23 protein-coding genes are annotated in these 25,407 nt (G+C 73.3%); 15 read left to right on the forward strand and 8 right to left on the reverse strand.

Annotated features, from left to right (window positions below; translation table 11 throughout):
- Window positions 1–207: 207 nt before the first annotated feature.
- Window positions 208–2,355 carry a 4-alpha-glucanotransferase gene (malQ, locus tag DSZ44_RS07995; protein ID WP_110852082.1) on the forward strand — a complete coding sequence of 716 codons (2,148 nt, stop codon included), beginning with the start codon at window positions 208–210 and terminating at the stop codon, window positions 2,353–2,355.
- A 185-nt stretch (window positions 2,356–2,540) separates the two neighbouring features.
- Here the strand turns inward: malQ and DSZ44_RS08000 are convergent, their stop codons facing one another.
- The gene (locus tag DSZ44_RS08000; RefSeq protein WP_110852083.1) at window positions 2,541–4,049 is read right to left on the reverse strand and encodes a PTS transporter subunit EIIC; all 1,509 of its coding nucleotides are present in this window, start codon (window positions 4,047–4,049) and stop codon (window positions 2,541–2,543) included.
- 121 nt (window positions 4,050–4,170) lie between these two features.
- Here DSZ44_RS08000 and DSZ44_RS18760 point away from each other — a divergent pair, with 121 nt between their 5' ends.
- The 5 genes from DSZ44_RS18760 to DSZ44_RS08025 all read left to right on the forward strand — a co-directional run bounded on the left by DSZ44_RS18760 (window position 4,171) and on the right by DSZ44_RS08025 (window position 6,649).
- Window positions 4,171–4,938, forward strand: coding sequence for a GntR family transcriptional regulator (locus tag DSZ44_RS18760; RefSeq protein ID WP_110852084.1), 768 nt, complete (start codon window positions 4,171–4,173; stop codon window positions 4,936–4,938).
- Window positions 4,935–5,186 carry a PTS sugar transporter subunit IIB gene (locus tag DSZ44_RS08010; protein ID WP_110852085.1) on the forward strand — a complete coding sequence of 84 codons (252 nt, stop codon included), beginning with the start codon at window positions 4,935–4,937 and terminating at the stop codon, window positions 5,184–5,186. Before DSZ44_RS18760 ends, DSZ44_RS08010 begins: the two co-directional genes overlap by 4 nt.
- A 100-nt stretch (window positions 5,187–5,286) precedes the next feature.
- Window positions 5,287–5,517: a PTS sugar transporter subunit IIB gene (locus tag DSZ44_RS08015; RefSeq protein WP_110852086.1), complete on the forward strand. Its 231-nt coding sequence runs from the start codon at window positions 5,287–5,289 to the stop codon at window positions 5,515–5,517.
- Window positions 5,514–5,972 carry a PTS sugar transporter subunit IIA gene (locus DSZ44_RS08020; RefSeq protein WP_110852087.1) on the forward strand — a complete coding sequence of 153 codons (459 nt, stop codon included), beginning with the start codon at window positions 5,514–5,516 and terminating at the stop codon, window positions 5,970–5,972. The genes DSZ44_RS08015 and DSZ44_RS08020 overlap by 4 nt, the downstream gene beginning before the upstream one ends.
- Complete coding sequence (locus DSZ44_RS08025; RefSeq protein ID WP_146237502.1) at window positions 5,963–6,649, forward strand: HAD family hydrolase; 687 nt, start codon at window positions 5,963–5,965, stop codon at window positions 6,647–6,649. The genes DSZ44_RS08020 and DSZ44_RS08025 overlap by 10 nt, the downstream gene beginning before the upstream one ends.
- A 261-nt stretch (window positions 6,650–6,910) precedes the next feature.
- On the opposite strand, the gene pepN is transcribed toward DSZ44_RS08025, so the two are convergent.
- A complete protein-coding gene (gene pepN, locus DSZ44_RS08030; RefSeq protein ID WP_110852089.1) occupies window positions 6,911–9,496 on the reverse strand; it encodes an aminopeptidase N in 2,586 nt (861 codons plus the stop codon).
- Window positions 9,497–9,623: 127 nt separating this feature from the next.
- On the opposite strand from pepN, the gene DSZ44_RS19010 reads away from it, so the two are divergent.
- Window positions 9,624–10,049 (forward strand): glutaredoxin domain-containing protein, encoded by a 426-nt coding sequence (locus tag DSZ44_RS19010; RefSeq protein ID WP_373681241.1) that lies wholly within the window; start codon window positions 9,624–9,626, stop codon window positions 10,047–10,049.
- Between the two features lie 52 nt (window positions 10,050–10,101).
- Entirely contained in the window at window positions 10,102–10,722 is a 621-nt protein-coding gene (locus DSZ44_RS08040) for a mycothiol-dependent nitroreductase Rv2466c family protein (protein WP_110852090.1), read from the forward strand.
- A 114-nt stretch (window positions 10,723–10,836) separates the two neighbouring features.
- Here the strand turns inward: DSZ44_RS08040 and xylB are convergent, their stop codons facing one another.
- Window positions 10,837–12,285: a xylulokinase gene (xylB, locus tag DSZ44_RS08045; protein ID WP_110852091.1), complete on the reverse strand. Its 1,449-nt coding sequence runs from the start codon at window positions 12,283–12,285 to the stop codon at window positions 10,837–10,839.
- 71 nt (window positions 12,286–12,356) lie between these two features.
- Here xylB and DSZ44_RS08050 point away from each other — a divergent pair, with 71 nt between their 5' ends.
- Complete coding sequence (locus DSZ44_RS08050; RefSeq protein WP_110852092.1) at window positions 12,357–13,595, forward strand: ROK family protein; 1,239 nt, start codon at window positions 12,357–12,359, stop codon at window positions 13,593–13,595.
- A gap of 67 nt (window positions 13,596–13,662) precedes the next feature.
- Complete coding sequence (xylA, locus tag DSZ44_RS08055; RefSeq protein WP_110852093.1) at window positions 13,663–14,844, forward strand: xylose isomerase; 1,182 nt, start codon at window positions 13,663–13,665, stop codon at window positions 14,842–14,844.
- 218 nt (window positions 14,845–15,062) lie between these two features.
- Here the strand turns inward: xylA and DSZ44_RS08060 are convergent, their stop codons facing one another.
- A complete protein-coding gene (locus DSZ44_RS08060) occupies window positions 15,063–16,760 on the reverse strand; it encodes a phospho-sugar mutase (RefSeq protein WP_110852094.1) in 1,698 nt (565 codons plus the stop codon).
- Between the two features lie 14 nt (window positions 16,761–16,774).
- On the reverse strand, window positions 16,775–17,608 hold the full coding sequence (locus DSZ44_RS08065; RefSeq protein ID WP_110852095.1) for a purine-nucleoside phosphorylase: 834 nt from the start codon (window positions 17,606–17,608) through the stop codon (window positions 16,775–16,777).
- 66 nt (window positions 17,609–17,674) lie between these two features.
- Between DSZ44_RS08065 and DSZ44_RS08070 the strand changes: the two genes are divergently transcribed.
- The 5 genes from DSZ44_RS08070 to DSZ44_RS08090 all read left to right on the forward strand — a co-directional run bounded on the left by DSZ44_RS08070 (window position 17,675) and on the right by DSZ44_RS08090 (window position 23,019).
- On the forward strand, window positions 17,675–19,180 hold the full coding sequence (locus DSZ44_RS08070; RefSeq protein ID WP_373681242.1) for an NAD(P)H-quinone dehydrogenase: 1,506 nt from the start codon (window positions 17,675–17,677) through the stop codon (window positions 19,178–19,180).
- A gap of 8 nt (window positions 19,181–19,188) precedes the next feature.
- Complete coding sequence (gene dapE / locus DSZ44_RS08075) at window positions 19,189–20,295, forward strand: succinyl-diaminopimelate desuccinylase (protein ID WP_110852096.1); 1,107 nt, start codon at window positions 19,189–19,191, stop codon at window positions 20,293–20,295.
- On the forward strand, window positions 20,292–21,149 hold the full coding sequence (locus tag DSZ44_RS08080; protein ID WP_110852097.1) for an LOG family protein: 858 nt from the start codon (window positions 20,292–20,294) through the stop codon (window positions 21,147–21,149). The genes dapE and DSZ44_RS08080 overlap by 4 nt, the downstream gene beginning before the upstream one ends.
- 142 nt (window positions 21,150–21,291) lie before the next feature.
- Window positions 21,292–21,462: a DUF3117 domain-containing protein gene (locus DSZ44_RS08085; protein ID WP_110852098.1), complete on the forward strand. Its 171-nt coding sequence runs from the start codon at window positions 21,292–21,294 to the stop codon at window positions 21,460–21,462.
- Between the two features lie 3 nt (window positions 21,463–21,465).
- On the forward strand, window positions 21,466–23,019 hold the full coding sequence (locus DSZ44_RS08090; protein ID WP_110852099.1) for a leucyl aminopeptidase family protein: 1,554 nt from the start codon (window positions 21,466–21,468) through the stop codon (window positions 23,017–23,019).
- A 100-nt stretch (window positions 23,020–23,119) separates the two neighbouring features.
- Here the strand turns inward: DSZ44_RS08090 and DSZ44_RS08095 are convergent, their stop codons facing one another.
- The 3 genes from DSZ44_RS08095 to ectA all read right to left on the reverse strand — a co-directional run bounded on the left by DSZ44_RS08095 (window position 23,120) and on the right by ectA (window position 25,400).
- The gene (locus tag DSZ44_RS08095; protein WP_110852100.1) at window positions 23,120–23,509 is read right to left on the reverse strand and encodes an ectoine synthase; all 390 of its coding nucleotides are present in this window, start codon (window positions 23,507–23,509) and stop codon (window positions 23,120–23,122) included.
- A 92-nt stretch (window positions 23,510–23,601) separates the two neighbouring features.
- A complete protein-coding gene (gene ectB / locus DSZ44_RS08100) occupies window positions 23,602–24,879 on the reverse strand; it encodes a diaminobutyrate--2-oxoglutarate transaminase (RefSeq protein ID WP_110852101.1) in 1,278 nt (425 codons plus the stop codon).
- 47 nt (window positions 24,880–24,926) lie between these two features.
- Window positions 24,927–25,400 (reverse strand): diaminobutyrate acetyltransferase, encoded by a 474-nt coding sequence (gene ectA / locus DSZ44_RS08105; protein WP_258369320.1) that lies wholly within the window; start codon window positions 25,398–25,400, stop codon window positions 24,927–24,929.
- Window positions 25,401–25,407 lie beyond the last annotated feature (7 nt).

Consider the following 25,407-nt stretch of genomic DNA (forward strand, 5'->3'; position numbering starts at 1 on the left):
GCAGGCGGGCCGGTCGGCGGCCGCGCACCGGCCCTCGTGGCGCAGTCCTGCGGTCACCCGCACCGGGCCGCTGCCCGTCGACCCTATCGTCCGGCCCGCCCCGAGCGTCGCCGCCCGCCCGCGCCGGGCCCCCGCAGGTCTGGCAAGATCACGCGGAGACCTGGGTGCTGAGGCAGCCATGACCGCGAGCCGAGGAGCAGCTAGCACGTGAACACCACATCGCCGTCCGCGCAGGACGCCGGGCTCCCGAGCGAGGCCCTCCAGCGACTGGCAGCGGCGTACGGGGTGGCGACGGACTTCTGGGACTACACCGGCAACCACCGGACCGTCCCCGCCAGCACGATCCGCGCCGTCCTGGCGGCGCTGGGCGTCGTCGTCGAGAGCGAGGAGGACGTCGCCGACGCGCTCGTGGACGTCGAGCTCGCGCCGTGGCGCTCGGTGCTCCCGCCCAGCCTCGTCGTGCGGCGCGGCCGCGGCGGACAGGTGCCTGTGCACCTGCCCCACGGCAGCACGGTGGCCGTCCACGTCGCCCTCGAGGACGGCGGCGAGCGGGTGCTCGAGCAGCTGCCCGTGTGGGTGGACCCCCGCGACGTCGACGGCGTGCGCACCGGCCGGGCGACCTTCGGCGTGCCGGCCGACCTCCCGCTCGGCTGGCACGAGGTCGTGGCCGTCGTCGAGGGGCAGGAGCCTGTGCGGTGCACCCTCGCGGTCACCCCCGACGTGCTGAGCGTCCCGGCAGCCGTCCCCGAGCGCGCGTGGGGCCTCATGGCGCAGCTGTACTCGGTGCGCTCGCGCACGTCCTGGGGAGTCGGTGACCTCGCCGACCTCGCCGAGCTCGGCAGCTTCTTCGGGGACCAGGGAGCCGACTTCCTCCTCATCAACCCGCTCCACGCCGCGGAGCCGGTGGGTCCGATGACGCCGTCGCCGTACCTGCCGGTCACCCGGCGCTTCCACAACCCGCTCTACATCCGCCCCGAGGACATCCGTGAGTGCGCCTACCTGCCGGGGCCGCAGCGTGCCCTGGTCGAGTGGGCCGCCGAGGAGGTCCGCGCCGCGGCCGCCGACCCGAGCCCCATCGACCGCGACGCCGCGTGGTCGGCCAAGCGCCAGGCCCTCGAGGTCATCCACAAGGCCGGCCGCTCCCCGGCGCGCCAGCGCCAGCTCGACGCCTTCCGTGCCGAGGAGGGCCAGGGGCTGGAGGACTTCGCGCTGTGGTGCGCCCTCAGCGAGAAGTACGAGGGGCAGCAGTGGCCTGCCGAGCTCGACGACGTGTCCTCCCCGGCCGTCTACCGCGCCCGCGTGGAGCTGTCCGACCGCGTCGACTACTACGTGTGGCTCCAGTGGGTCGCCGACACCCAGCTCGACACCGCCCAGCGCGCCGCCCGCGAGGCGGGCATGGCGATGGGGATCATGCACGACCTCGCCGTGGGCGTGCACCCGAGCGGCGCGGACGCGTGGAGCATGGGCGACGTGCTGGCCCGCGGCATCGGCGTGGGCGCCCCGCCGGACATGTACAACCAGCAGGGCCAGAACTGGTCCCAGCCGCCCATGCGCCCCGACGCGCTGGCCCGTTCCGGCTACGCGCCCTTCCGCGACATGCTCCGCACGGTGCTGCGGCACGCCGGCGCGCTGCGCATGGACCACATCCTCGGCCTGTTCCGCCTGTGGTGGATCCCCGACGGTCACGGCGCCGACGAGGGCACCTACGTGCGGTACGACCACGAGGCGATGGTCGGCGTGCTGCTCCTCGAGGCGCAGCGCGTGGGCGCCGTCGTCATCGGCGAGGACCTCGGCACCGTCGAGCCCTGGGTGCGCGACTACCTCGCCTCCCGCGGCGTCCTCGGCACCTCCGTGCTGTGGTTCGAGAAGGACGGCGACGGCGGGCCGCTGCGTCCCGAGGAGTACCGCGAGCTCGTGCTCGCCACCGTCAACACCCACGACCTGCCGCCGACGGCGGGCTACCTCGCCGAGGAGCACGTCGACCTGCGCGAGCGGCTCGGCCTGCTGACCGACCCCGTGCCCGTCGTGCGCGCCGAGGCGCGGCGCGAGCGGGAGAAGATGGTGGCCCGGCTGCGCGAGTACGGGCTGCTGCCCGACAGCCCCACCGAGCGTCAGCTCGTCGAGGCGCTGCACGCCTACGTCGCCCGGACGCCCTCGCGGTTCGTGGGCGTCGCCCTCGTCGACGCCGTGGGGGAGCGGCGCGCGCAGAACCAGCCCGGCACGGACACCGAGTACCCGAACTGGAAGCTGCCGCTGGCTGACGGCTCGGAGAAGGTCGTCCTGGTCGAGGACCTGCCCGGAACAGCCCGTCTACGCTCCCTCGTGGCCGTGGTGGAGAAGTCCCTCCGCGCCTGACCGAGACTGCCCCCACCCCACCCCACCCCACCCCACCTCTCGAGTACGCACATACGGTCACCGTCGGGTGACGTCCGAGGCCCGGCGCTGACCGTAGGTGCGTACTCGGCATGGGGGGACGGGGCGCGGGACGACGACGAAGGCCCCGGCACCTTGCGGTGCCGGGGCCTTTCTCACGTCGGGGGCTAGCGCTTGCGGCCCCTGGCGTCTCGCGCAGCCTCCTCCTCGGCGGCGCGCTTGCCGCTGGTGACGGCGGCCGCCTCCTGCGCCTCGTCGAAGACCGACGGGGCGGCGACGCCACCCTCGCCCTCGTCCTCGCGACCGGGGGTCTTGAGGTTGAACTTCGTGATGGCGAAGCGGAAGAGGAAGTAGTAGATGACGCCGTAGATGAGCCCGAACACGAGGATCATCAGCGGCTGCTCGGCGATGCGGAAGTTGAGCAGGAAGTCGATCGCACCGGCGGAGAAGCCGAAGCCGGAGCGGTACTCCAGCGCGTTCATCAGGGCGAGTGAGCTACCGGTGAGCAGCGCGTGGACCACGTACAGCGGGAAGGCGACGTAGGCGAAGGCGAACTCGAGGGGCTCGGTGATGCCGGTGAGGAACGCGGTGAAGGCGACGGAGACCATGATGCCGCCGGTGAGCTTGCGGCGGGCCGGCTTGGCGGTGTGCCAGATGGCCAGGGCCGCGGCGGGCAGCGCGAACATCATGATCGGGAAGAAGCCGGTCATGAAGATCCCTGCGGTCGGGTCACCGGCGAAGAAGCGGGCGATGTCGCCGTGGACGGTCTCACCGGCCGCGTTCTCGAAGGAGCCGAACTGGAACCACGGCAGGTTGTTGAGCAGGTGGTGCAGACCGAAGGGGATGAGCAGACGGTTGGCCGTACCGAAGACGAAGCCGCCGAGCACCGAGTTGCCCGGGTCGGTGACCCAGTTGCCGAACCCGGTGATGACGGTGTCGAAGACCGGGTAGATGAAGGCGAGGATCACAGCGGCGACGATGGCCGTGACCGCCGTGATGATCGGGACGAACCGGCGTCCGCCGAAGAACGCGAGGTACGTCGGCAGCTTGATCCGGTAGTACTTCTGGTAGAGCACCGCGGCGATGATGCCGATGATGATGCCGCCGAGGACGCCGTAGTTGATGGTGTAGGTGAGGATCGGCTCGCCGGTGTCAGCGGCCACGGTGCCGCTGTCGGCCTCGGCACCGAAGGTGCCGCCCCACGGCGCAGTCATCGGGGCGATGGCGCCGAGGACCCGGGTGAGGACGAGGTAGCCGATGACGGCGGCGAGGGCCGTGGAGCCGTCGGACTTCTTGGCGAAGCCGACGGCGACACCGACGGCGAACAGGAGGGGCAGGTTGGCGAAGAGCGCGTCACCGGCCGCACCGATGACGGCTGCGACGGGCTCCATCCAGCCCATGCCCGACCAGCCGGCCACGCCGTCGGCGCCGAGCATGTCGGGCTGGCCGAGGCGCAGCAGGAGCGCGGCGGCCGGGAGGGAGGCGATGGGCAGCATGAGGGAACGGCCCACACGCTGAAGCTGGGCGAAGCCGGGGATCGGCTTCTTTTCCTTCTTGGCCGGGGCCGCGCCGGCGGTGGCTGCTGTCACGTCAGGCTCCTCGTCGAGGGCGACGGTGGAGGACCGTCGCAGGTGGTCCGGCCCGGAGGTACCGGCCGGGCAGGGTGGTGTGAACATCCCGTGCAGGATGTCTGGACCAGTTGCGCATACTAGACCGCCATATGATCGTGCGTGTCAAGCATCACCCGGGCGTGGCCCCGGGCACGTCGGTCACGGTTCGGTGACGGGAGGGTGGACCTTGAAGTACCTCACCGTGCGCGACCACCTGCGGGCCCTCATCGAGGACGGCCTGGGGGTCGGGCACGCCATCCCCTCCGAGCGTGAGCTGTGCGAGCAGTTCGGGGTCTCGCGCATGACCGTGCGCCAGGCGGTCGACGCGCTCGTCGTCGAGGGTCTCCTCGAACGGGTGCAGGGCCGTGGCACCTTCGTGGCCCAGCCCAAGGTCGACCTCCAGCTGCGGCTCGTCTCCTTCCCCGAGGAGATGCGTCGGCGCGGTATGGAGCCGTCCCTCCGGGTGCTGGCCGCCGAGAGCGTCCCCGCGCCGCCGCACGTCGCCGACGCCCTCGACCTGCCGCCCGGCGCCGAGGTCCACTACCTGCGGCGCCTGCGCCTGGCGGACGGGCTGCCGATGGCGGTGGAGGAGAACTGGGTCCCGGCCATGCTCGCCCCCGAGCTCCTGGGCGCCGAGCCGGCGCCCAGCGTCTATGACGCGCTGACCGCCCGCGGCCTGGCACCCACGTGGGGCGAGGACGTCATCGAGGCGGTGCTGCTCGAGGCGGAGGTCGCCGGGTACCTGGGCCTGACAGAGGCCACGGCGGGACTGCAGATCCGTCGTCGGACCTTCAGCGGTGATCTCGCCGTCGACTACGCCGTCTCGATCTACCGCGCCGACCGCTACTCGCTCTGGGTGCCGGTCAGCGCTCCCGGACCGACACTCGTGCCCTCCCGCCGTCCTCTGGAGTCGACGGCGAGCGGGCACACCCCACGTGAGGAAGGACTGGCGTGAAGGACATCCACGCGATCCTCGCCGGACTCGGCGGCGTCGAGAACATCCGGGAGATCGAGCCCTGCGTCACCCGGCTGCGGGTCGAGGTCGAGGACCCGGCGCAGGTCGACGCCGCCGCGCTCCGGGCCGCCGGTGCCCACGGTTCGGTCCAGCGCGGCAACGTCGTCCAGGTCGTCGTGGGCCCCGAGCTCGACGCGCTGCTCGGTGAGCTGAGCGAGGAGACGTGGCGGCGCGCCGACGACGAGTAGAGCCGTCACGCCGAGCACGTCTGGACCAGTTAAGGTTTCGGTACGAGACGGCGCCGTCCGTCACCGACCAACGGCCGCGGCCGTGGATGAGGAGCAGAACATGAGCAAGGCAGAGTCCATCCTCGCGGCTCTCGGCGGCGACGAGAACATCGTCGACCTCGAGGCGTGCATCACCCGTATCCGTGTCGAGGTCGAGGACTCGGGCAAGGTCGACGAGGCCGCGCTGCGTGCGGCCGGCGCCTTCGGCGTCGTCCAGCAGGGCACGGCCGTGCAGGTCGTCGTCGGTCCCGAGGCGGACAACATCGTCGAGGACATCGAGGACCTTCGGTGAGCCTGCGGGTCCTCGCACCCGTCGCCGGCACCGTCGTCGCGATGGCCGACGTCCCCGACCCCGTCTTCGCGGGATCGATCGTGGGACCCGGTATCGCCATCGAGCCCGACGGCGAGGGGGAGGTCCACGTCGTCGCGCCCGTCGACGGCACCGTGGCCAAGCTCCACCCCCACGCCTTCGTGCTCGTCACCGAGCAGGGCCGGGGGGTGCTCGTGCACCTCGGTCTGGACACCGTCCAGCTCGAGGGCGAGGGCTTCACCCTCCACGCGCAGGAGAAGGACACGGTCAGCGCGGGCCAGCGACTGGTCAGCTGGAACCCGGCCCAGGTCCGGGCCGGCGGGCGCTCACCCGTCAGTCCCGTCGTCGCCCTCGAGGGCACGCAGGAGGCGCTGACGCTCGCGGTCGAGCCGGGGGCGCAGGTCGCCACCGGCGACGAGCTCTTCGCGTGGGAGTGACCTCCACCCACGACCTGCGGGTCCGGGCCGGCGAGTTCCTCAGCCGGCCCGGAGCCGCCGTGCTGCTCGACCTCGACGGCACGCTCGTCGACTCCGAGCCCATGCAGCGGGCCGCCTTCGCCGCCTACTTCGCCTCACGCGGGTGGGACGTGCCCGAGACCGTCGTCCGTCAGTTCATGGGCCGGCGTGGCCGGGAGTCCTTCGCCGCGATCCAGGGGCCGTGGGCCGGGGAGGACCCGGTTGCCCTCACCGACGCGGTCATCGCGCTGACCGACCCCCTCACCCACCCGCCCGTCGCCGTCCCGGGCGCCGCGGAGGCCATCCGCGCCTGGCGGGAGCGAGGCCTGCCGGTGTCGCTCGTGACGTCCGCGTTCCGCACCTGGGCCGAGGAGGCGCTCGAGCTGCTCGGCGTCGTCGGTCTCGGCGTGCGGCTCGTCACCGCCGAGGACACCCCGGTGGGCAAGCCGGCACCCGCACCGTTCCTGCTCGGCGCCGAGCGGCTGGGCGTGGACCCGGCCGACTGCCTCGCCGCCGAGGACTCCGTGGCCGGTCTCGCCTCCGCGCGGGCGGCCGGGGTGGGGCTCGCGATCGGCGTGACGACCAGCCTGGACGCCGACACCCTCACGGGGGCCGGCGCCGACGCCGTCGTCCCCGACCTCACCGCCCTCGCCCCGTAGCCCCCGCCCTCGCCCCGTCCCTCCTCCACCGACAGGTGAGTTGTGACGCGTCCCGGTAACAACTGAGCTGTCGGCGATGGAGCCGGGCGGGTGGCCCCGCCCCCGCCGACAGGTGAGTTGTTAGCCGTCCCGGTAACAACTGAGCTGTCGGCGATGGAGCCGGGCGGGTGGCCCCGCCCCCGCCGACAGGTGAGTTGTTACCCGTCCGGTAACAACTGAGCTGTCGGCGAAGGAGTGGGGTGGGTGGCCGGGGGAGGGGCCTCAGCGCTGGGCGGCGCGGTCGGCGTCCTGGGCGGCCAGCGCGCGGCGGACGGCGTCGCGGTCCTCGCTCACCAGGCGGCGCAGCGCTGCCGGCGCGTGGGGGTGCGCGGCGAGCCACTCGTCGGTGCGGGCCAGCACGTCCACCCCGTGCTCGTCGGTGAGGCCGGCGAGGGCGAAGGGGTAGAGCCCGATGACGATGTTCTGCGCCATCTCGTTGGTCCGCTCGCGCCACACCCGCTCGAGGGAGTCGAAGTAGCGGTCGACGAAGGGCACGAGCAGCGAGCGGTCGTGGACGTCGGTGAAGCCGTCGATGACGGCGTCCTGCAGCGCGTTGGGCAGCTCGTCGGACTCGACGACCGAGTCCCACACCCGCTCCTTCGACTCGGCGCTCGGGACGATGGCGCCCGCGCGTGCGGCCGCCTGGCGACCGGCGGCGGTGTCGTCGCGGCGAGACTCCGCAGCGATCTCCTCCTGCCCGGCGCGGCCCCCGGCGGCGAGGGCGGTGAGCAGCGCCCAGCGCAGGTCGGTGTCGACCTCCAGGCCCTCGAGCACGCGGCTGCCGTCGAGCAGACCGGCCACGACGTCGAGGTGGGTGTCGGTGGCGGCCTCGTCGGCAAAGGCGCGGACGAGCTGGAGCTGGGCGTCGGACCCCGCCTCGGCCTGCTCGGCGAGCTGCCACAGGCGGTCGACCACCCGCGGGGTGAGCTCTGCCCGGACCTCGGGGGCGGTGTAGGCGCGCAGGGTGAGGCTGAGCTGGCGCAGGAGCACGAGCAGCACGGTGGAGTCGCGCTCGGCCCCGACGTTGGCCAGGACCAGCTCGAGGTACTCGCGCGCCGGCAGCTCGCCGTCGCGCGTCATGTCCCAGGCCGCCGCCCAGACGAGCGAGCGGGGCAGGGACTCGGTGAAGTCCGCGAGGTGGGCGACGGCGGTGCGCAGCGACTGCTCGTCCAGACGCACCTTGGCGTAGGCGAGGTCCTCGTCGTTGACGAGGAGGAGGTCCGGGCGCGGGCGGCCGACGAGCTCGGGGATCTCGGTGCGTGCGCCGTCGACGTCCGTCTCCACGCGCAGCACCCGCTCCAGGCGCGTGCCGCCGTCGTGCTCGACGACGTCGTAGCCGCCCACGACGAGGCGGTGCGGGCGGAGCACGGGGTGCTCGTCCGGGGCCTCCTGGGTGACGGCGAAGGAGGTGATGACGCCGTCGTCGTCCGTCAGCTCGGGACGCAGGAGGGTGACGCCGGCCTGCTCCAGCCACACCTGCGACCACGCGGCGAGGTCGCGCCCGCTCGTGGCCTCGAGCTCGGTGAGGAGGTCACGCAGCTCGGTGTTGCCCCACTCGTGCGTGGCGAAGTAGCGGCGCACGCCGGCGAGGAAGGCGTCCTGGCCCACCCAGGCGACGAGCTGCTTGAGCACCGAGGCGCCTTTGGCGTAGGTGATGCCGTCGAAGTTCACCTCGACGTCCTCGAGGTCGTTGATCTCCGCGACGATCGGGTGGGTCGAGGGGAGCTGGTCCTGGCGGTAGGCCCAGGACTTCTCCAGCGAGGAGAAGGTGGTCCACGCGTCGGTCCACGAGGTGGCCTCGGCGGTGGCGAGGGTGGACATGTACTCGGCGAAGGACTCGTTGAGCCACAGGTCGTTCCACCAGCGCATGGTGACGAGGTCGCCGAACCACATGTGGGCCAGCTCGTGGAGGATCGTCACGACCCGGCGCTCCACGGTGGCCTCGGGGACCTTGGAGCGGAAGACGTAGCTCTCGAGGAAGGTGACCGCTCCGGCGTTCTCCATGGCGCCGGCGTTGAACTCCGGCACGAAGAGCTGGTCGTACTTCTCGAAGGGGTAGGGCCGCCCGAAGGCCTCCTCGAAGAACGCGAACCCGGACCGCGTGATGTCCATGACGTTCTCGGCGTCGAGGTGCTCGGCGAGGGAGGCGCGGCAGAGGACGCCGAGGGGGATGGTGCGTCCGTCGCTGCTCGTCAGCTCGCCGGACACCCGGTGGTAGGGGCCGGCGACGATCGCGGTGATGTAGCTCGAGATGCGCGGGGTCGGCGCGAAGTGCCAGACGGCGGCGGCGTTGTCACCGTCCACCGGCCGCGGCTCGGGCGTGGGGGAGTTGGACACGACGGTCCAGTGCCGCGGAGCCCGGACGGAGAAGCGGAAGGTGGCCTTGAGGTCGGGCTGCTCGAAGACGGCGAAGACCCGGCGGGAGTCGGCGACCTCGAACTGGCTGTAGAGGTAGACCTCGCCGTCGACGGGGTCGACGAAGCGGTGCAGGCCCTCACCGGTGTTCATGTACCGGGCGTCGGCGACGACGACGAGCTCGTTGCGCTCGGCCAGGCCGTCGACGGCGATGCGGGCGCCGTCCCAGGCCCGGGGGTCCACGGGGTGCCCGTTGAGACGGATGTCGTGGACGGCCTCGGCGAGGAGGTCGACGAAGGTGCTCGCGCCGGGCTCGGCGGTGAAGGTGATCGTCGTGCGGGAGGCGAAGACCTTGTCGCCACGGGTGAGGTCGAGGTCGACGTCGTAGGACTCGACGGCGACGAGCGCGGCGCGCTCGGCGGCCTCCTGGCGGGTGAGGTTCTCTCCGGGCACGGTCTGCTCCTTGTCGCGTGGGTCGGCGGTCGGTCGGACCGGCCGCCCCGATCCTGCCACGCCGCTCGACGCGGGCACACGCCGAATTGTCTGACGCGTGCGGGTGCCGGGGTGCCATGCTGGCGGCATGCGCTGGCTCTGGCTCCCCATGCTCGGCGGCACGGTGTACCTCGTCGTCGACGCCCTTCGGGCGGGCAGTGTGCAGGCGGCTGTCGGCTACGGCATCGTCGGCCTGGCCATCACGTGGTGGCTCAGCCCGTGGCAGGGGGCGGGCCGGGCGCGGCACGCGGACGTCGTGGCCCGGCCCCTGGCCGAGCGGCCGGTCGTCATCTACTGGCGCCCCGGATGCACCTACTGCGCGCGGCTGCGGGCGCGGCTCGGGCGCGCGGGCCGCCGCGCCACCTGGGTCAACATCTGGCAGGACGAGGACGCGGCGGCCTTCGTGCGGAGCGTCAACGGCGGGAACGAGACGGTCCCGACCGTCGTCGTCGACGGGGAGCCACTGACCAACCCCGATCCCGCCCGGGTGCTCGCCCGCCTGGCCGCGGCCTAGTCTGGCCGGGGCGGCGCGCCCAGGCGCCGCAGAGCACTCGAGGAGGACGTACATGGCCGAGCACGCCACGAAGGATGTCGCCGACTTCTGGTTCGACCCGATCTGCCCGTGGGCGTGGATGACCTCCCGCTGGATGGGTGAGGTCGAGCAGGTCCGCCCCGTGACGGCGCGCTGGCACATCATGTCGCTGGCCGTGCTCAACGAGGGGCGTGACCTGCCGGAGGACTACCGGGCGATGATGGACAAGGCCTGGGGGCCGGCGCGTCTGGTCAACGCGGCTCGCGAGCTGCACGGGCAGGACGTCGTCAAGCCGCTCTACGACGCGCTCGGCACCCGCTTCCACCCGGGCGGCCGGGAGATCGACGACGTCTCGGTGTTCACCGAGGCGCTCGTCGAGGTCGGGCTGCCCGAGGAGCTCGTGCGCTACACGACCTCCGACGAGCTGGACGACTCCCTGCGTGCCTCCCACCGCGAGGGCATCACCAAGGTGGGCGAGGACGTCGGCACCCCGGTGGTGGCCTTCAACGACGTCGCCTTCTTCGGCCCGGTCATCACCCCCGCCCCCAAGGGCGAGGAGGCCGGCCGGCTGTGGGACGGCTGCGTCCTCGTGGCCGGGGTCCCGGGCTTCTTCGAGCTCAAGCGCACCCGTACCCAGGGCCCCGTCTTCGACTGAGGGCAGAAGCCCGAAGTGCTCGACCGTACGGCCTAGGTGTGGAGTTGTGGACCTCTGACGTCCACAACTCCACACCTAGCTGGCTGGGCTGGTGAGGGTGGCCGGCGGGGCGGGTCAGGCCGTGAAGCGCTCGACGGCGCGGGCGGACTCGGCGCGGTAGGCCTCGAGGACCTGCGGCGTCGGCTCGGCGGACAGGACGCGGGTGCCCTCCCGCTCCCACACCGGCGGCTGCTCGGCGCCGGACAGCACCCAGGCGGCCTGGCGGGCCGCGCCGTCGGCGACGTACTCGCCCGGCTCGGGAAGCTCGACGTCCTGGCCCAGCACGGCCGGCGCGACCTGCTGGACGGCCGCCGAGCGTGCTGCGCCGCCGATGAGGCTGATGCGCCGCACCTCCACGCCCTGGGCCTGGACGGCGGCCATGCCCTCGGCGAGGTGGCACATCATGCCCTCGACGGCGGCGCGGGCGAGGTTCTCGCGCGTCATCGACGCGCGCGTCATCCCGTGCAGGGACCCGGTGGCGGTGGGCAGGTTGGGGGTGCGCTCGCCGTCGAGGTAGGGCACGTGTACGAGGCCACCGGCGCCCGGCTCCGCGGCGAGCGCGAGCTCGCTGAGCCCGGCGTGGTCGACGCCGAGCAGCCGGGCCGTCGCGTCCAGCACGCGGGAGGCGTTGAGCGTCGTCGCCATCGGCAGGAAGTGCCCGGTCGCGTCGGCGAAGCCGGTCACCAGGCCGCTCGCGTCGCGGACCGGGTCGGCGGCGACGGCGGAGACGACGCCGGAGGTGCCCAGCGAGATCGTCACGTCCCCGGGCGCGAGTCCGACGCCGAGCGCCGCGGCCGCGTTGTCCCCGGCGCCGGGGCCGAGCAGCGCTCCCGTGCCGTCCACCTGGCCGGCGGTCGCGGAGGGACCGAGCACGCGCGGCAGGACGAGGTCGGTCTCCCGGCCGAGCGCGAGGTCGAGCAGGTCGCGCCGGTAGGTGTTGCCGGCCGGGTCGAAGTACCCGGTGCCGGAGGCGTCGGAGCGGTCGGTGGCGAGGTCCTCCAGCGCCCCGGTGCCGAGGAGGCGCCAGGTGAGCCAGTCGTGCGGGAGGGCGACGGCGGCCACGCGGGCCGCGTTCTCCGGCTCGTGCTGGGCGAGCCACCGCAGCTTCGTCACCGTGAGCGAGGCGACGGGCACCGAGCCGATGGCCTGCACCCAGGCGCGGCGCCCGGCCTCGACGTCGCCGTCCCCGAGCTCGCGCACGAGGTCGGCGGCCGCCTCCGCGGACCGGGTGTCGTTCCACAGCAGGGCCAGGCGGATGACCGCGCCGTCCGCGTCGAGGACGACCATCCCGTGCTGCTGACCACCGACCGAGACGGCCGCGACGTCGTCGAGACCACCGGCCTGAGCGAGCGCTTCCTGCAGCGCGTCCCACCACGCCTCGGGGTCCACTTCGGTACCGTCAGGGTGCGACGCCTGGCCGGAGCGGACCAGGCGTCCGGTGTCCGCCTCCCGGACGACGACCTTGCAGGACTGTGTCGAGCTGTCGACTCCGGCAACGAGCCGGCCGGCGAGCGGGGATGTCATGGCGCCACCTCTTCGGGACGAGATTGTTAGAGCATGGAACTAAACCAGGCGGGGATCGGTATGGTCAAGGCATGACGGTCACTGACGACGCGCAGAGCGTCACTCCGGGCTTGCTCACCCCTGGCGTGGGGCAGGCGTCGCTGCGCGACCAGAACCTCTCCGTGGTCACCATGCTGGCCTATGCCGCGCCGGAGCCGGTCTCCCGCGCCGCGATCGCCGCAGGTAGTGGCCTCACGCGCTCGACGGTGTCCCGGCTCGTCGACGAGCTCCTCGCCGGTGGGCTGCTCGAGGAGCTGCCGCCGCAGATCGCCGGGCGGGGCCGGCCCGCCACGCCGCTGGTCCCGGCACGCGGCACGATCGCCGGGCTGGGCCTGGAGGTCTCCCCGAGCTACCTCGGTGCCCGGCTGGTCGACCTCAGCGGTGCGGTCCTCGCCGAGCGCGTGGTGCCCGCCCACCTGGAGGCGAGCGACCCCGACGCCGTGCTCGGCCGCCTCGTGCACCTGGCGCGGGACATCCTCGCCTCCAGCGACGGGCGCTGGCGCGTGCTGGCGGGCGCGCGCCTCGCGGTCCCCGGCCTCGTCGACTCCGAGGGCCGGGTGCTGCGCACGCCCAACCTCGGCTGGCCGGAGGTCCTGCCCGCCGAGCGCCTTCGCCTGCCCGCCGTCCCCGGCGGGACGGAGCTGGCGCCGGTCGGTGTCGGCAACGAGGCGGACCTCGCCGCCCTCGCCCACGCGCTGGACGCCCCGGGCCGGCCCGCGGGCAGCGGGACCTTCTTCTACGTCTCCGCCGACATCGGCGTCGGCGGCACGTCCGTCGTCGACGGCGTGCCCGTGCGTGGGCGGCACGGGTGGGCCGGGGAGGTGGGCCACACGCTCGTCGACCCGGCCGGGCCGCCCTGCACGTGCGGCGCCGTCGGCTGCCTCGAGCAGTACGCCGGGCGAGACGCCCTCCTCGCCGGCGCCGGCCTCGGTCCGGACGCCTCGGCCGAGGAGCTGGCCGCGGCCGCGGCCGAGCCCGGTCCGGCGCGCGACGCCGTCGACCGCGCGGGGCGGGCGCTGGGCGCCGCCCTCGCCAACGTCGTCAACCTGCTCGACGTCGACGACCTCGTCCTCGGCGGGCAGTTCATCCCGCTGCTGCCGGCCCTGCGCCCGGCCCTGGAGGACGAGCTCGGCCGCCGCGTCCTCGCGGCCCCGTGGCTCGACGTGACGATCCGACCGGGCCTGTCCGGTGAGCCGGCACTGACCGGGGCGGCGCTCGCCGTCCTGGGCGACGTGGTCGCCGCGCCGTACGACTGGCTGCCCGGTGCTTGACACCCCCTGCCCCTCACGTAGTTAAATTGCGCTAAGAAACAAAACCCACTCGACGAGGAGTCACTCCATGGTTCGCAAGCCCACCCCCGACGACCGCTTCTCCTTCGGCCTCTGGACCGTCGCCTGGTCCGCCCAGGACCAGTTCGGCGCCGCCAGCCGCCCGGTGCTCGACCCCTGGGAGTACGCCACCAAGCTCGCCGAGCTCGGCGCCTGGGGCATCACCTTCCACGACGACGACGTCGTCCCGTTCGGCGCCGACGACGCCGAGCGTGAGCGCATCCTCTCCCGCTTCAAGCAGGCGACCGACGACGCCGGTCTGACCATCGAGATGGTCACGACCAACACCTTCAGCCACCCGATCTTCAAGGACGGCGGCTTCACGGCCAACGACCGCTCCGTGCGCCGCTTCGGCCTGCGCAAGGTGCTGCGCAACGTCGACCTCGCCGCCGAGCTCGGCGCCACGACCTTCGTCATGTGGGGCGGGCGCGAGGGCAGCGAGTACGACGGCGTCAAGGACGTCAACGCCGCGCTCGACCGCTACCGCGAGGGCATCGACACCGTCGCCGGCTACATCAAGGACAAGGGCTACGACCTGCGCATCGCGCTCGAGCCCAAGCCGAACGAGCCCCGCGGCGACATCCTCCTGCCGACCGTCGGCCACGCGCTCGGCTTCATCGCCGAGCTCGAGCACGGCGACATCGTCGGCCTCAACCCCGAGACCGGGCACGAGCAGATGGCCGGCCTCAACTACACCCACGCCCTGGCCCAGGCGCTGTGGTCGGGCAAGCTCTTCCACATCGACCTCAACGGTCAGCGGTCCATCAAGTACGACCAGGACCTCGTCTTCGGCCACGGCGACCTGCTCTCGGCGTTCTTCACCGTCGACCTCCTCGAGAACGGCTTCCCGGGCGGCGGCCCCCGCTACGAGGGCCCGCGCCACTTCGACTACAAGCCCTCGCGCACCGAGCACATGCAGGGCGTGTGGGACTCGGCCGAGGCAAACATGTCGATGTACCTCATGCTCGCCGAGAAGGCCAAGGCCTACCGCGCCGACCCGCGCGTGCAGGCTGCCTTCGAGGAGTCCGGCGTGCTCGAGCTGTCCCAGCCCACGCTCGCCGAGGGTGAGTCGCTCGAGGGCTTCCTCGCCGACCGCAGCACCTTCGAGGACTTCGACGTCGACGCCGCGGCCGCGCGCGAGTACCGCTTCGTGCGCCTCAACCAGCTCGCCATGGAGCACCTCATCGGCTGACCGCCGCCCCCACCGCACCCCACCCTCGCCGAGCGCTGAGTTGTTCCAGGAACAACTCAGCGCTCGGCACTGAGGGACGGGGAGGCGGAGGGGGAGAGCGAGGCCGCGCACAGGCCAGGCGCCGCCACACACATCCGCCGACAGCTGAGTTGTTACGCGTAACAACTCAGCTGTCGGCGGACTTGTGTGTGCGGGTGTGGGCGTTCGGGCGCTGGGGGCTACAGGCCGATGAGGGCGCCGAGCTCGGCCTTCATCTGGTCGAGGCGCTCGGCGGCGGCGCGCCGGGCCGCCGGCAGGCGGTCCTGCTCGCTCACCGGCTCGACGGCCTCGAGGTAGCACTTGAGCTTGGGCTCGGTACCGCTGGGCCGGATGATCGCCCGGTCACCGCGCGCGGTGAGGTAGACCAGTCCGTCCGTCGGGGGCAGCCCGTCCTCCCCGGCGGAGAGGTCGATGGTCCGCACGACCGGGGAGCCGGCCAGCGACTGCGGCCCGCTCTCACGCAGCCGCTGCATGGCCGGCCCGATGACCGAGACGTCCGAGACACGCAGGGTGAGCGGCGCCGTCGCGTGCAGCCCGTGCTGGAGGGCGAGCTCGTCGAGGACGTCGAGCAGCGTGCTGCCGCGGTCGACGAGCTGGGAGGCGAGCAGTGCCACCCGGACGGCCGCGCTGATGCCGTCCTTGTCGCGCACGGCCTGGGGGTCCACGCAGTAGCCCAGGGCCTCCTCGTAGCCGAAGACGAGCCCCGGCACCCGGCTGATCCACTTGAAGCCGGTGAGGGTCGTGCGGTGCTCCAGGCCGTGGGAGGTGGCGATGCGGGCGAGCAGTCGCGAGGACACGACCGAGCTGGCGAGGACGCCGTGCCCGGACACCGCGGCGCTGATCGCGGACTGCTTGCCCAGCAGCGCGCCCACCTCGTCACCGGTGAGCTGGCGCCAGCCCTCCACCGTGCCCGGGGCCGGCACGGCCACCGAGCAGCGGTCGGCGTCGGGGTCGTTGGCGATGACGAGGTCGGCCTCCACCTGCTGCGCGAGGCGGAAGGCGAGGTCCAGGGCGCCGGGCTCCTCGGGGTTGGGAAAGGCAACCGTGGGGAACTCCGGGTCCGGCTCGGCCTGCTCGGCCACGACGTGGACGTCGGTGAAACCGGCGGCCGCGAGGGCGGCCACGGCCACCTCCGCCCCGACGCCGTGCATCGGGGTGTACACGATGCGCAGGCTGCGGGCGTAGCCGTGGGGGACGAGCGAGGCGACCCGGGCGATGTACTCCTCGGTGATCGAGGCGTCGAGCACCTGCCAGCCGTCGACGGGCAGCGGGACGTCGGTGAGTGCGCCGACGGCGTCGATGCGGGCGGCGATCTCGGCGTCGGCCGGAGAGACGAGCTGGGCGCCCTGCCCGGAGTCGGTGACGACCCGGCCGCCGAGGTAGACCTTGTAGCCGTTGTCCTCCTTGGGGTTGTGGGAGGCCGTCACCATGACCCCGGCGTCGGCCTCCAGCGCCCGCACGGCGTAGGCGAGCACGGGGGTGGGCCCCACGGACGGCATGAGCATCGCCCGCCCGCCCGCACCGGTGATGACGGCGGCCGCGTCCTCGGCGAAGCGCGCCGAGCCGTGGCGGGCGTCGTAGCCGATGACGACGCGCGGGGCGGCGCCCCCGAGCTGCTCGGTCAGCCACGCGGCGAGTCCCGCGGTGGTGCGGATGACGACGGCGCGGTTCATCCGGTTCGGCCCACCACCGAGGGCCCCGCGCAGCCCGGCGGTGCCGAAGGCGAGCGGCCCGGAGAACCGGTCCTCCAGCTCGGCGCGGGCCTCGTGGGCCTCCGGGCCGCCGGCCGTGGCGCGCTCGAGGAGCACCCCCAGCTCGTTCGCGGTCTGGGGGTCCGGGTCCTGGGTGATCCAGCTCCGGACGACGTCGACGTCCATGGACGGTTCCTCTCTCAGATACGACGGACGATGTCTGCCAGCAGCCGGGAGATCCGCGGGCCGGCGTCGCGGCCGGCCTCGATGACCTCCTCGTGCGAGAGCGGCTGGGCACTGATCCCGGCCGCCTGGTTCGTCACGAGCGACAGGCCCAGGATCTCCAGGCCCACGTGCCGCGCGGCGATGGCTTCCAGCGTCGTCGACATCCCCACGAGCGTGCCGCCGAGGAGCGCGACCATGCGCACCTCCGCGGGTGTCTCGTAGTGGGGGCCGGGGAGCTGGACGTAGACGCCCTCGGTGAGGGTGGGGTCGACCTCGCGCGCGATCTCGCGCAGCCGCGGGGAGTACAGGTCGGTGAGGTCGACGAAGGTCGCGCCCTCGAGGGGCGAGGCGGCCGTGAGGTTGATGTGGTCGGAGATGAGGACCGGCGTGCCGGGCGCCACCGCCGGGTCCAGGCCGCCGCAGCCGTTGGTGAGGACGAGGCGTTGCACACCGGCGGCGGCGGCCGTCCGGACGCCGTGCGCGACCGCGCGCACGTCGCGGGACTCGTAGAAGTGCGTGCGCGAGCCGAGCACGAGGGCGTGCCGGGTCTCGTCGTCGGCGTCGATGCGGATCGAGCGGATGGTGGCGCCGTGCCCGGCGACGACGGGGGCACGGAAGCCGGGCACCTGTTCCGCGGGCACCTCGGCGACGGTCTCACCGAGCAGCTCGGCCGCCCCGCCCCAGCCGGAGCCGAGGACGAGGGCGACGTCGTGACGGGCCACCCCGGTGAGCTCGGCGAGGCGGTCCGCGGCCTCGCGGGCCAGGGCGAAGGGCGCGTCGTGGTCCGGTGTGCCGGTGGGGGTGACCATGCCCCGACGTTACCGTCCGGGGTGCTCGGCAGGCATGCTGCGGGACAAAGGCGGCACAATGCCTGCGTGAGCACTACGACCGACGATCACCGTCCCGCGGGGGAGCGCCCCGACCCCACCGCCCCCGCCGAGGGGCGCCGTACCCAGGACGCCGCCGGCAGCTCGCCGGTCCGTGCGGGCAGCCGCGTCGTCATCATCGGCGGCGGCCCCGGCGGCTACGAGGCGGCCCTCGTCGCCGCGCAGCTGGGCGCGCGCGTGACGCTCGTCGAGCGGCAGGGGACCGGCGGGGCCGCCGTCCTCACCGACGTCGTCCCCTCCAAGACCCTCATCGCCACCGCCGAGTGGATGACGACGACGGACGCCGCCCCCGAGCTCGGCATCCGCGGCGGGGGCGGGACGTCCGTCGACATGGCCGCCGTCAACAGGCGCGTCCTGGAGCTCGCGCGACGGCAGTCGCAGGACATCCGCGCCCGCCTCGAGCGGGAGGGCATCCGGGTCGTCGACGGCACCGGCCGGCTGGCCGGCCACCTCGGCAGCACCGGCACCCGGCCCGTCCACGTCACCACCGCCGACGGCGACGAGCTCGAGCTCGTCGCCGAGATCGTCCTCGTCGCCACGGGCGCCACACCGCGGGTGCTGCCCGACGCCCAGCCCGACGGCGAGCGCATCCTCACCTGGGTGCAGATGTACAACCTCACCGAGCTGCCCGAGCACCTCGTCGTCGTCGGCTCCGGCGTCACCGGCGCCGAGTTCGCCGGCGCCTACAACGGCCTGGGCGTGCCGGTCACGCTCGTCTCCAGCCGCGACCGGGTGCTGCCCGGGGAGGACGAGGACGCCGCCGAGCTCATCGAGAACGTCTTCCGCAACCGCGGCATGACCGTCCTGTCCCGCTCCCGCGCCGCCGCGGTCCGTCGCACCGGGGACGGCGTCGAGGTCGAGCTCACCGACGGCCGCGTCGTCTCCGCCTCCCACTGCCTCGTCGCCGTCGGCGGGGTCCCGAGCACCGCGGGCCTGGGCCTGGAGGAGGCGGGTGTCGTGCTGCGCGACAGCGGGCACATCCAGGTCGACCGCGTCTCCCGCACGACGGCGCCACGCGTCTACGCCGCCGGTGACTGCACCGGGGTCCTGCCCCTCGCCTCCGTGGCCGCGATGCAGGGGCGCGTCGCCATGTGGCACGCCCTGGGCGACGCCGTCTCCCCGCTCGACGTCGACGCCGTCACCGCCAACATCTTCACCGCACCCGAGATCGCCACGATCGGTGTGAGCGAGCGGCAGGTGCTCGACGGCGAGGTCGACGCCGTCGTCACCCAGCTGCCGCTGGCCCGCAACCCGCGGGCGAAGATGCTCGGCATCCGCGAGGGCTTCGTCAAGGTCATGGCCGACCGGCACTCCGGGGCGGTGCTCGGCGCGGTCGTCGTCGCGCCGCGCGCCAGCGAGCTCATCTTCCCCCTCGCCGTGGCCGTCACCCAGCGGATCACCGTGGACCAGCTCGCCAACGTCTACACGATCTACCCCTCCCTCAGCGGCTCGATCGCCGAGGCCGCCCGCACGCTGCACCAGACGGGGGAGTGAGCGGCCCCATGACCGCACCCGCACTGCCTGACCTGCGCACGGCCGACGTCGTCGACCTCACCCGTGCGCTGTGCGACATCCCGTCCGTCTCCGGTGAGGAGGGACCGCTCGCCGACGCGATCGAGGCCGCCCTCGCGGGGCTGCCGCACCTGGAGGTGCTGCGCGACGGTGACGCCGTCGTCGCCCGCACGCAGCTGGGCCGCGAGCGTCGGGCGGTCGTCGCGGGCCACATCGACACCGTGCCGGTCGCGGGCAACCTTCCCAGCGAGCTGCGCACCGTCGACGGCGAGGAGGTGCTGTGGGGCCGCGGGAGCGTCGACATGCTCGGCGGCGTCGCCGTCGCCCTCCACCTCGCCGCACGCCTCACCGCCCCCGCGTGGGACGTCACCTGGGTCTTCTACGACAACGAGGAGGTCGAGGCCGAGCGCAACGGCCTGGGCCGTCTGTCGCGCAACCACCCGCAGTGGCTGGACGCCGACTTCGCCGTGCTCGGGGAGCCGAGCAACGGCGGCATCGAGGGCGGCTGCAACGGCACGCTACGCGTGTCCGTCACGACGGCGGGACGCGCCGCCCACTCCGCCCGCGCCTGGCGCGGGGTCAACGCCATCCACCTCGCCGCGCCGATCCTCACGCGGCTGGCCGAGTACCAGCCCCGCTCGGTCGAGGTCGACGGGCTCGTCTACCGCGAGGGCCTGTCCGCCGTCGGGATCAGCGGCGGCATCGCGGGCAACGTCGTGCCCGACTCGTGCGAGGTGCTTGTCAACTACCGCTTCGCGCCGGCGTCCTCGCTCGCCGAGGCGGAGGCACACGTGCGGGAGGTGCTCGCCGGCTACGACGTCACCGTCGTCGACGGCGCCGCCGGGGCGCGCCCGGGCCTCGACGCCCCCGGGGTGGGCGACTTCATCGCCGCTGTCGGGCGCGTGACGGGCGGCGGCCCCGCCCCCAAGTACGGGTGGACCGACGTCGCCCGCTTCGCCGCGCTCGGGGTTCCCGCCGTCAACTTCGGGCCCGGGGACCCGTCCCTGGCCCATGCTGACGACGAGCACTGCCCCACAGACCAGATCCGTGACTGCGCCTCCGCCCTGGAGGCGTGGCTGACCGAAGGAGCACCATGAGCCGGTCCTACAACCGCAACGGCTCGGCCGACGGGGGCCGGGCGTCAGAGCGTCCCGCCGTCCGTGACGGCCGCGGGTCCGACGTCTACCGCAAGGGCCCGGTGACGCTGCGCGGTTCCCAGATCCCCCACGAGACCTCTGACGAGCGGCTGCTCGCCCAGGACGGTGACGCCGACTGGGTCCACTCCGACCCGTGGCGGGTGCTGCGCATCCAGAGCGAGTTCGTCGAGGGCTTCGGCGCGCTCGCCGAGCTCGGCCCCGCGATCAGCGTGTTCGGCTCCGCCCGGACCAGCACCGACTCCGCGGAGTACCGGATGGGCGAGGAGGTCGGACGCCTCCTCGTCGAGGCCGGCTACGCCGTCATCACCGGCGGTGGTCCCGGCGTCATGGAGGCCGCCAACAAGGGTGCGTGCGACGCGGGCGGGGTGTCCGTGGGGCTGGGCATCGAGCTGCCCTTCGAGCAGGGCATGAACGAGTGGGTCGACCTCGGGGTCAACTTCCGCTACTTCTTCGCCCGCAAGACGATGTTCGTCAAGTACGCGCTCGGCTTCATCGTCCTGCCCGGCGGCTTCGGCACCATGGACGAGCTGTGGGAGGCCCTCACCCTCGTCCAGACCGGCAAGGTGAACTCCTTCCCGATCGTCCTCGTCGGCTCGGAGTACTGGGGCGGGCTGCTGGCCTGGGCGCGCGACACCATGGTGCCGGCGGGCACGATCGCCGCGGCGGACCTCGACCTCATCCAGCTCGTCGACACCGCCGAGGAGGCCGTCGAGCGGGTCCAGGACCGGCTCGCGCTCATGCGCGACGAGGCCCAGTCGCAGGCCCGCACGGCGGAGGAGACCGCCAGCTCCTGAGCGTGCCGGGCCGTGCCGCCCTAGCGCGCCGACCTGCACCGTTGCCCCGAGGCCACACCGCCGCGGGGGAGGGGTGGACTAGACTGGCCCCGGTGCGCCGCAGACCCTGCGGCACGACACGTCGAACGAATAGGGGTGCCAGATGGCCGCGATGAAGCCGAGGACCGGGGACGGGCCGATGGAGGTCACGAAGGAGGGACGCGGCATCGTCATGCGCGTTCCCCTCGAGGGTGGCGGCCGCCTCGTCGTCGAGCTCACGCCCGCGGAGGCGGGCGAGCTCAGCGAGGCCCTCAGCGCCGTCGCCCCCGCCTGAGCGTTGACCTCCCTGAGCGAGCTCGGTCTCGCCGAGCTTCCTGAGGTCGTCGGTGCGGCCGGCTCGCTGGACGGCGCCGACCTCACGCAGGTCGACGCCGTCGTCGTCGCCGTCGCGCCCGCCGGCGCGGGCGACGAGGGCGTGGAGCCCCGGCCCGGCACCGCGGACGCGGCGGCGCGCTACGGCATCGACCTCGTCGACCTCGCCGCGCGCCACGGCCTGAGCGGGCGGGCGGGGGAGTCGGCGGTCCTCGACCTGCCGCGTGCCCTGCCCGGGCGCGACTTCGGCTGGAACGGGCTGCCGGCCCGCCTGGTCCTCGTCGGCGTCGGCGACGCCGGTCCGGACGCCATGCGCAAGGTGGGCTCGGCCCTGTGCCGGACGACCACCGGCCTCGGCACGGTCGTCACGCCCGTCGGCGCGCTCGCCGGCAGCACGGGCCTCGCCGCGCTGCTCGAGGGCTTCTGGCTCACCGCCTACCGCGGCCCGCGCATGGCGCAGTCCCCGCGGCCCGGGAAGCCCGCGGCCGCGCGGCTGGTCCTTCTCGGCAACGACGGGGACGCCGCCGTCGTCGCGGCCGCGCGAACGGCCGCCACCGCCACGGTGCGGGCGCGCTTCCTGGCCGCCACCCCGTCCAACGTCAAGAACCCGCAGTGGCTCGCGGAGCAGGCCCAGGCGCTGGCCTCGGGCGTGCCCGGCGTCAGCGTCGAGGTCCACGACGAGGCCTGGATCCGGGCGCAGGGGATGGGCGCGCTGCTCGCCGTCGGCTCCGGCTCGGCCACCCCGCCGCGGCTGGTCACCGTCACCTACAGCCCCCGCGAGCGCGGCGGGCGCACCGTCGCGCTGGTGGGCAAGGGCATCACCTTCGACACCGGCGGCATCTCGATCAAGCCGCGCGAGGCGATGGTCGGCATGAAGACCGACATGGCCGGCGCCGCCGCAGTGCTCGCCACCGTCCTGGCGGCCGCCGAGCTCGACGTGCCCCACCGGGTGGTGGGCGTGCTGGCCCTGGCGGAGAACGCCTTCGGTGCCTCCGCCTACCGGCCCGGTGACGTCGTGCGCGCCTACGACGGCACGTCGATCGAGGTGTCCAACACCGACGCCGAGGGCCGCATGGTGCTGGCCGACGCGATGGCCTGGGTGCGCGACACCGCGCGCCCCGACGTCCTCGTCGACGTCGCCACCCTCACCGGTGCGGTGACGCTCGGCCTGGGCCGCACCCACGCCGGTCTCTACGCCACCGACGAGTCCCTCGCCGGGGCCCTGCAGGCGGCGGGTGAGGTGAGCGGCGAGCGGACGTGGCGCCTGCCTCTGGTGGAGTCCTACCGGCACAGCCTCGAGTCCGCCGTCGCGGACATCTCCCACCAGGCGCGCGACCCGCACGTCTCGGGAGGGTCGATCACCGCGGCGCTGTTCCTCCAGCACTTCGCGGGGGACACCCCGTGGGCACACCTCGACATCGCCGGGGCCGGCCGCGCCACCAAGGCTCGTGACGAGATCCCCGAGGGCCCCACCGGCTTCGGCGCCCGCCTGCTGCTCCGCTGGCTGCAGACGCTCTAGGTCCAGATCCCCCCGCTCCCACAAGCGCCGAGAGCTGAGTTGTTCCGCGGAAGAACTCAGCTCTCGGCGTTCGTGAGGGCGGGGGGCGGTGTGGGCGGTGTCAGTCCTCGGTGACGAGGGGGTAGACGCCGTTCTCGTCGTGGACCTCCCGGCCGGTGACCGGCGGGTTGAAGACGCAGATCGTGCGAATCTCGGTGCGCGGGCGGACGACGTGCTTGTCGTGCTCGTTGAGCAGGTACATCGACCCGGGCCGCAGCTCGTGGGTCTCGCCGGTACCGAGGTCGGTGATCGTGCCCTCGCCCTCGACGATCATCACGGCCTCGATGTGGTTGGCGTACCAGAACTCGTTCTCGGTGCCGGCGTACAGGGTGGTCTCGTGGACGGAGAAGCCCACCTTGTCGCGGGCCAGGATGATGCGCTTGGAGCGCCAGTTCGGGGTCTTGATGTCGAACTCGGTGTCGTCGAGGTCGTGGAAGCTGCGGACGATCATGTCGGTCTCCTCAGGGTCGGGGATGGCGGAGTCACAGGTGGGCGCGCGTGACGGCGGGGCGGGAGCAGCGCTCCCGCCCCGCCGTCAGGGGGTCAGTTCTCGAGGACGGTGACGACGGCCTGCTCGAGGATGCGCATGCCGGCCTCGAACTCCGCGGGGCTGATGGTGAGCGGGGGCAGCAGCTTGACGACCTCGTCGTCGGGGCCGGAGGTCTCCACGAGCAGGCCGCCTGCGAAGGCCTCCTTGGTGACCCGCCCGGCGAGCTCGCCCGAGGGGAACTGCAGCCCGCGGGCCAGGCCCCGGCCCTTGGCGACGAGTCCGTAGCTCTCGTAGCGGGCCACGAGCGCGTTGAACCGCGACTCGATCGCCAGGCCGCGGGAGATGGTGCTGCGCTCGAGCGTGTCGTCGGACCAGTAGCGGCGGATCGCCTCGGTCGCGGTGACGAAGGCGGGGTTGGAGCCGCGGAAGGTGCCGTTGTGCTCGCCCGGCTCCCAGATGTCGAGCTCGGGGCGCACGAGGGTCAGCGCCATCGGCAGGCCGTAGCCGCTGATCGACTTCGACAGCGTGATGATGTCCGGCACGATGCCGGCCTCCTCGAAGCTGAAGAAGCCCCCGGTGCGGCCGCAGCCCATCTGGATGTCGTCGACGATGAGCAGGATCCCGTGCCGCTTGCAGAGGTCCGCGAGGTTGCGCAGCCACTCGGCGCGGGCGGCGTTGATCCCGCCCTCGCCCTGGATCGTCTCGACGATGACGGCGGCCGGCTGGTTGAGGCCGCCGCCCGAGTCGGTGAGCAGCCGCTCGAGGTAGAGGAAGTCCTGGACGTCGCCGTCGAAGTAGTCGTCGTACGGCATCGGCGTCGCGTGGACGAGCGGGACGCCTGCCCCGCCGCGCTTCATGGCGTTGCCGGTGACCGACAGGGCGCCCAGGGTCATGCCGTGGAAGGCGTTGGTGAAGCTGATGACCGACTCGCGGCCGGTGACCTTGCGGGCGAGCTTGAGCGCGGCCTCGACGGCGTTGGCGCCGCCCGGGCCGGGGAAGACGACCTTGTGGTCCAGGCCGCGGGGGCGCAGGATCGTGTCGGCGAAGGTCGTGAGGAACTCCTCGCGCGCGGCGGTGAACATGTCGAGCGAGTGCACGATGCCGTCGCGGGCGAGGTAGTCGAGGAGGACCTTCTTCAGCGCCGGGTCGTTGTGCCCGTAGTTGAGGGAGCCCGCACCGGCGAAGAAGTCGATGTAGGCGTTGCCGTCGGTGTCGTACATCGTCGCGCCGACGGCGCGGTCGAAGGTGACCGGCCAGGAGCGGGAGTAGCTGCGGACCTGGGACTCGAGCTCGGTCGTGGTCTCGGACGGGGTCGGGCTGGTGATCGTCATCGGGGAGGCTGCCTTTCGTGGCGGGGACGCGTCGGTGGGTGTGGGGTTCAGCTCTCGATGGGCTCCAGGGGGCCGATCCTCACCAACCCTTCGGTCTCGTGTCCGGCATCGGGGAAGTCGGCGGCGGCGAAGAGCTCGCTGCGCACCAGGGGGGCGCCGCGCTCGGCGGCGAAGCTCTCGAACAGGCGCTGGGAGGCGGTGTTGTCCGCCGTGATCGAGGCCTCGACGAAGCGGGCACCGGCGGCGACGTCGGCCAGCAGCCGGGCGGCCAGGCGCCGGCCCCGCTGGGCCGGGTCCACGGCCACCTGCCAGACGAACAGCGTGTCCGGCTCCTCGGGGCGGCGGTAGCCGAGAAGGAAGCCCACCACCTCGCCGTCGACCACAGCCACCCGGCAGGTGCGCGCGAAGTCGCGAGCGAGCAGCAGGTAGGCGTAGGAGGTGTTGAGGTCCAGGGCGCCGGAGTCACGGGCGAGGCGCCACATGTCGGCGCCCTCGGCGGGCCGCGGGGGCCGCACGGTCACGGGCGGG

Origin of the sequence: Georgenia satyanarayanai (assembly GCF_900116375.1) — a bacterium.
GTDB lineage: Bacteria > Actinomycetota > Actinomycetes > Actinomycetales > Actinomycetaceae > Oceanitalea > Oceanitalea nanhaiensis.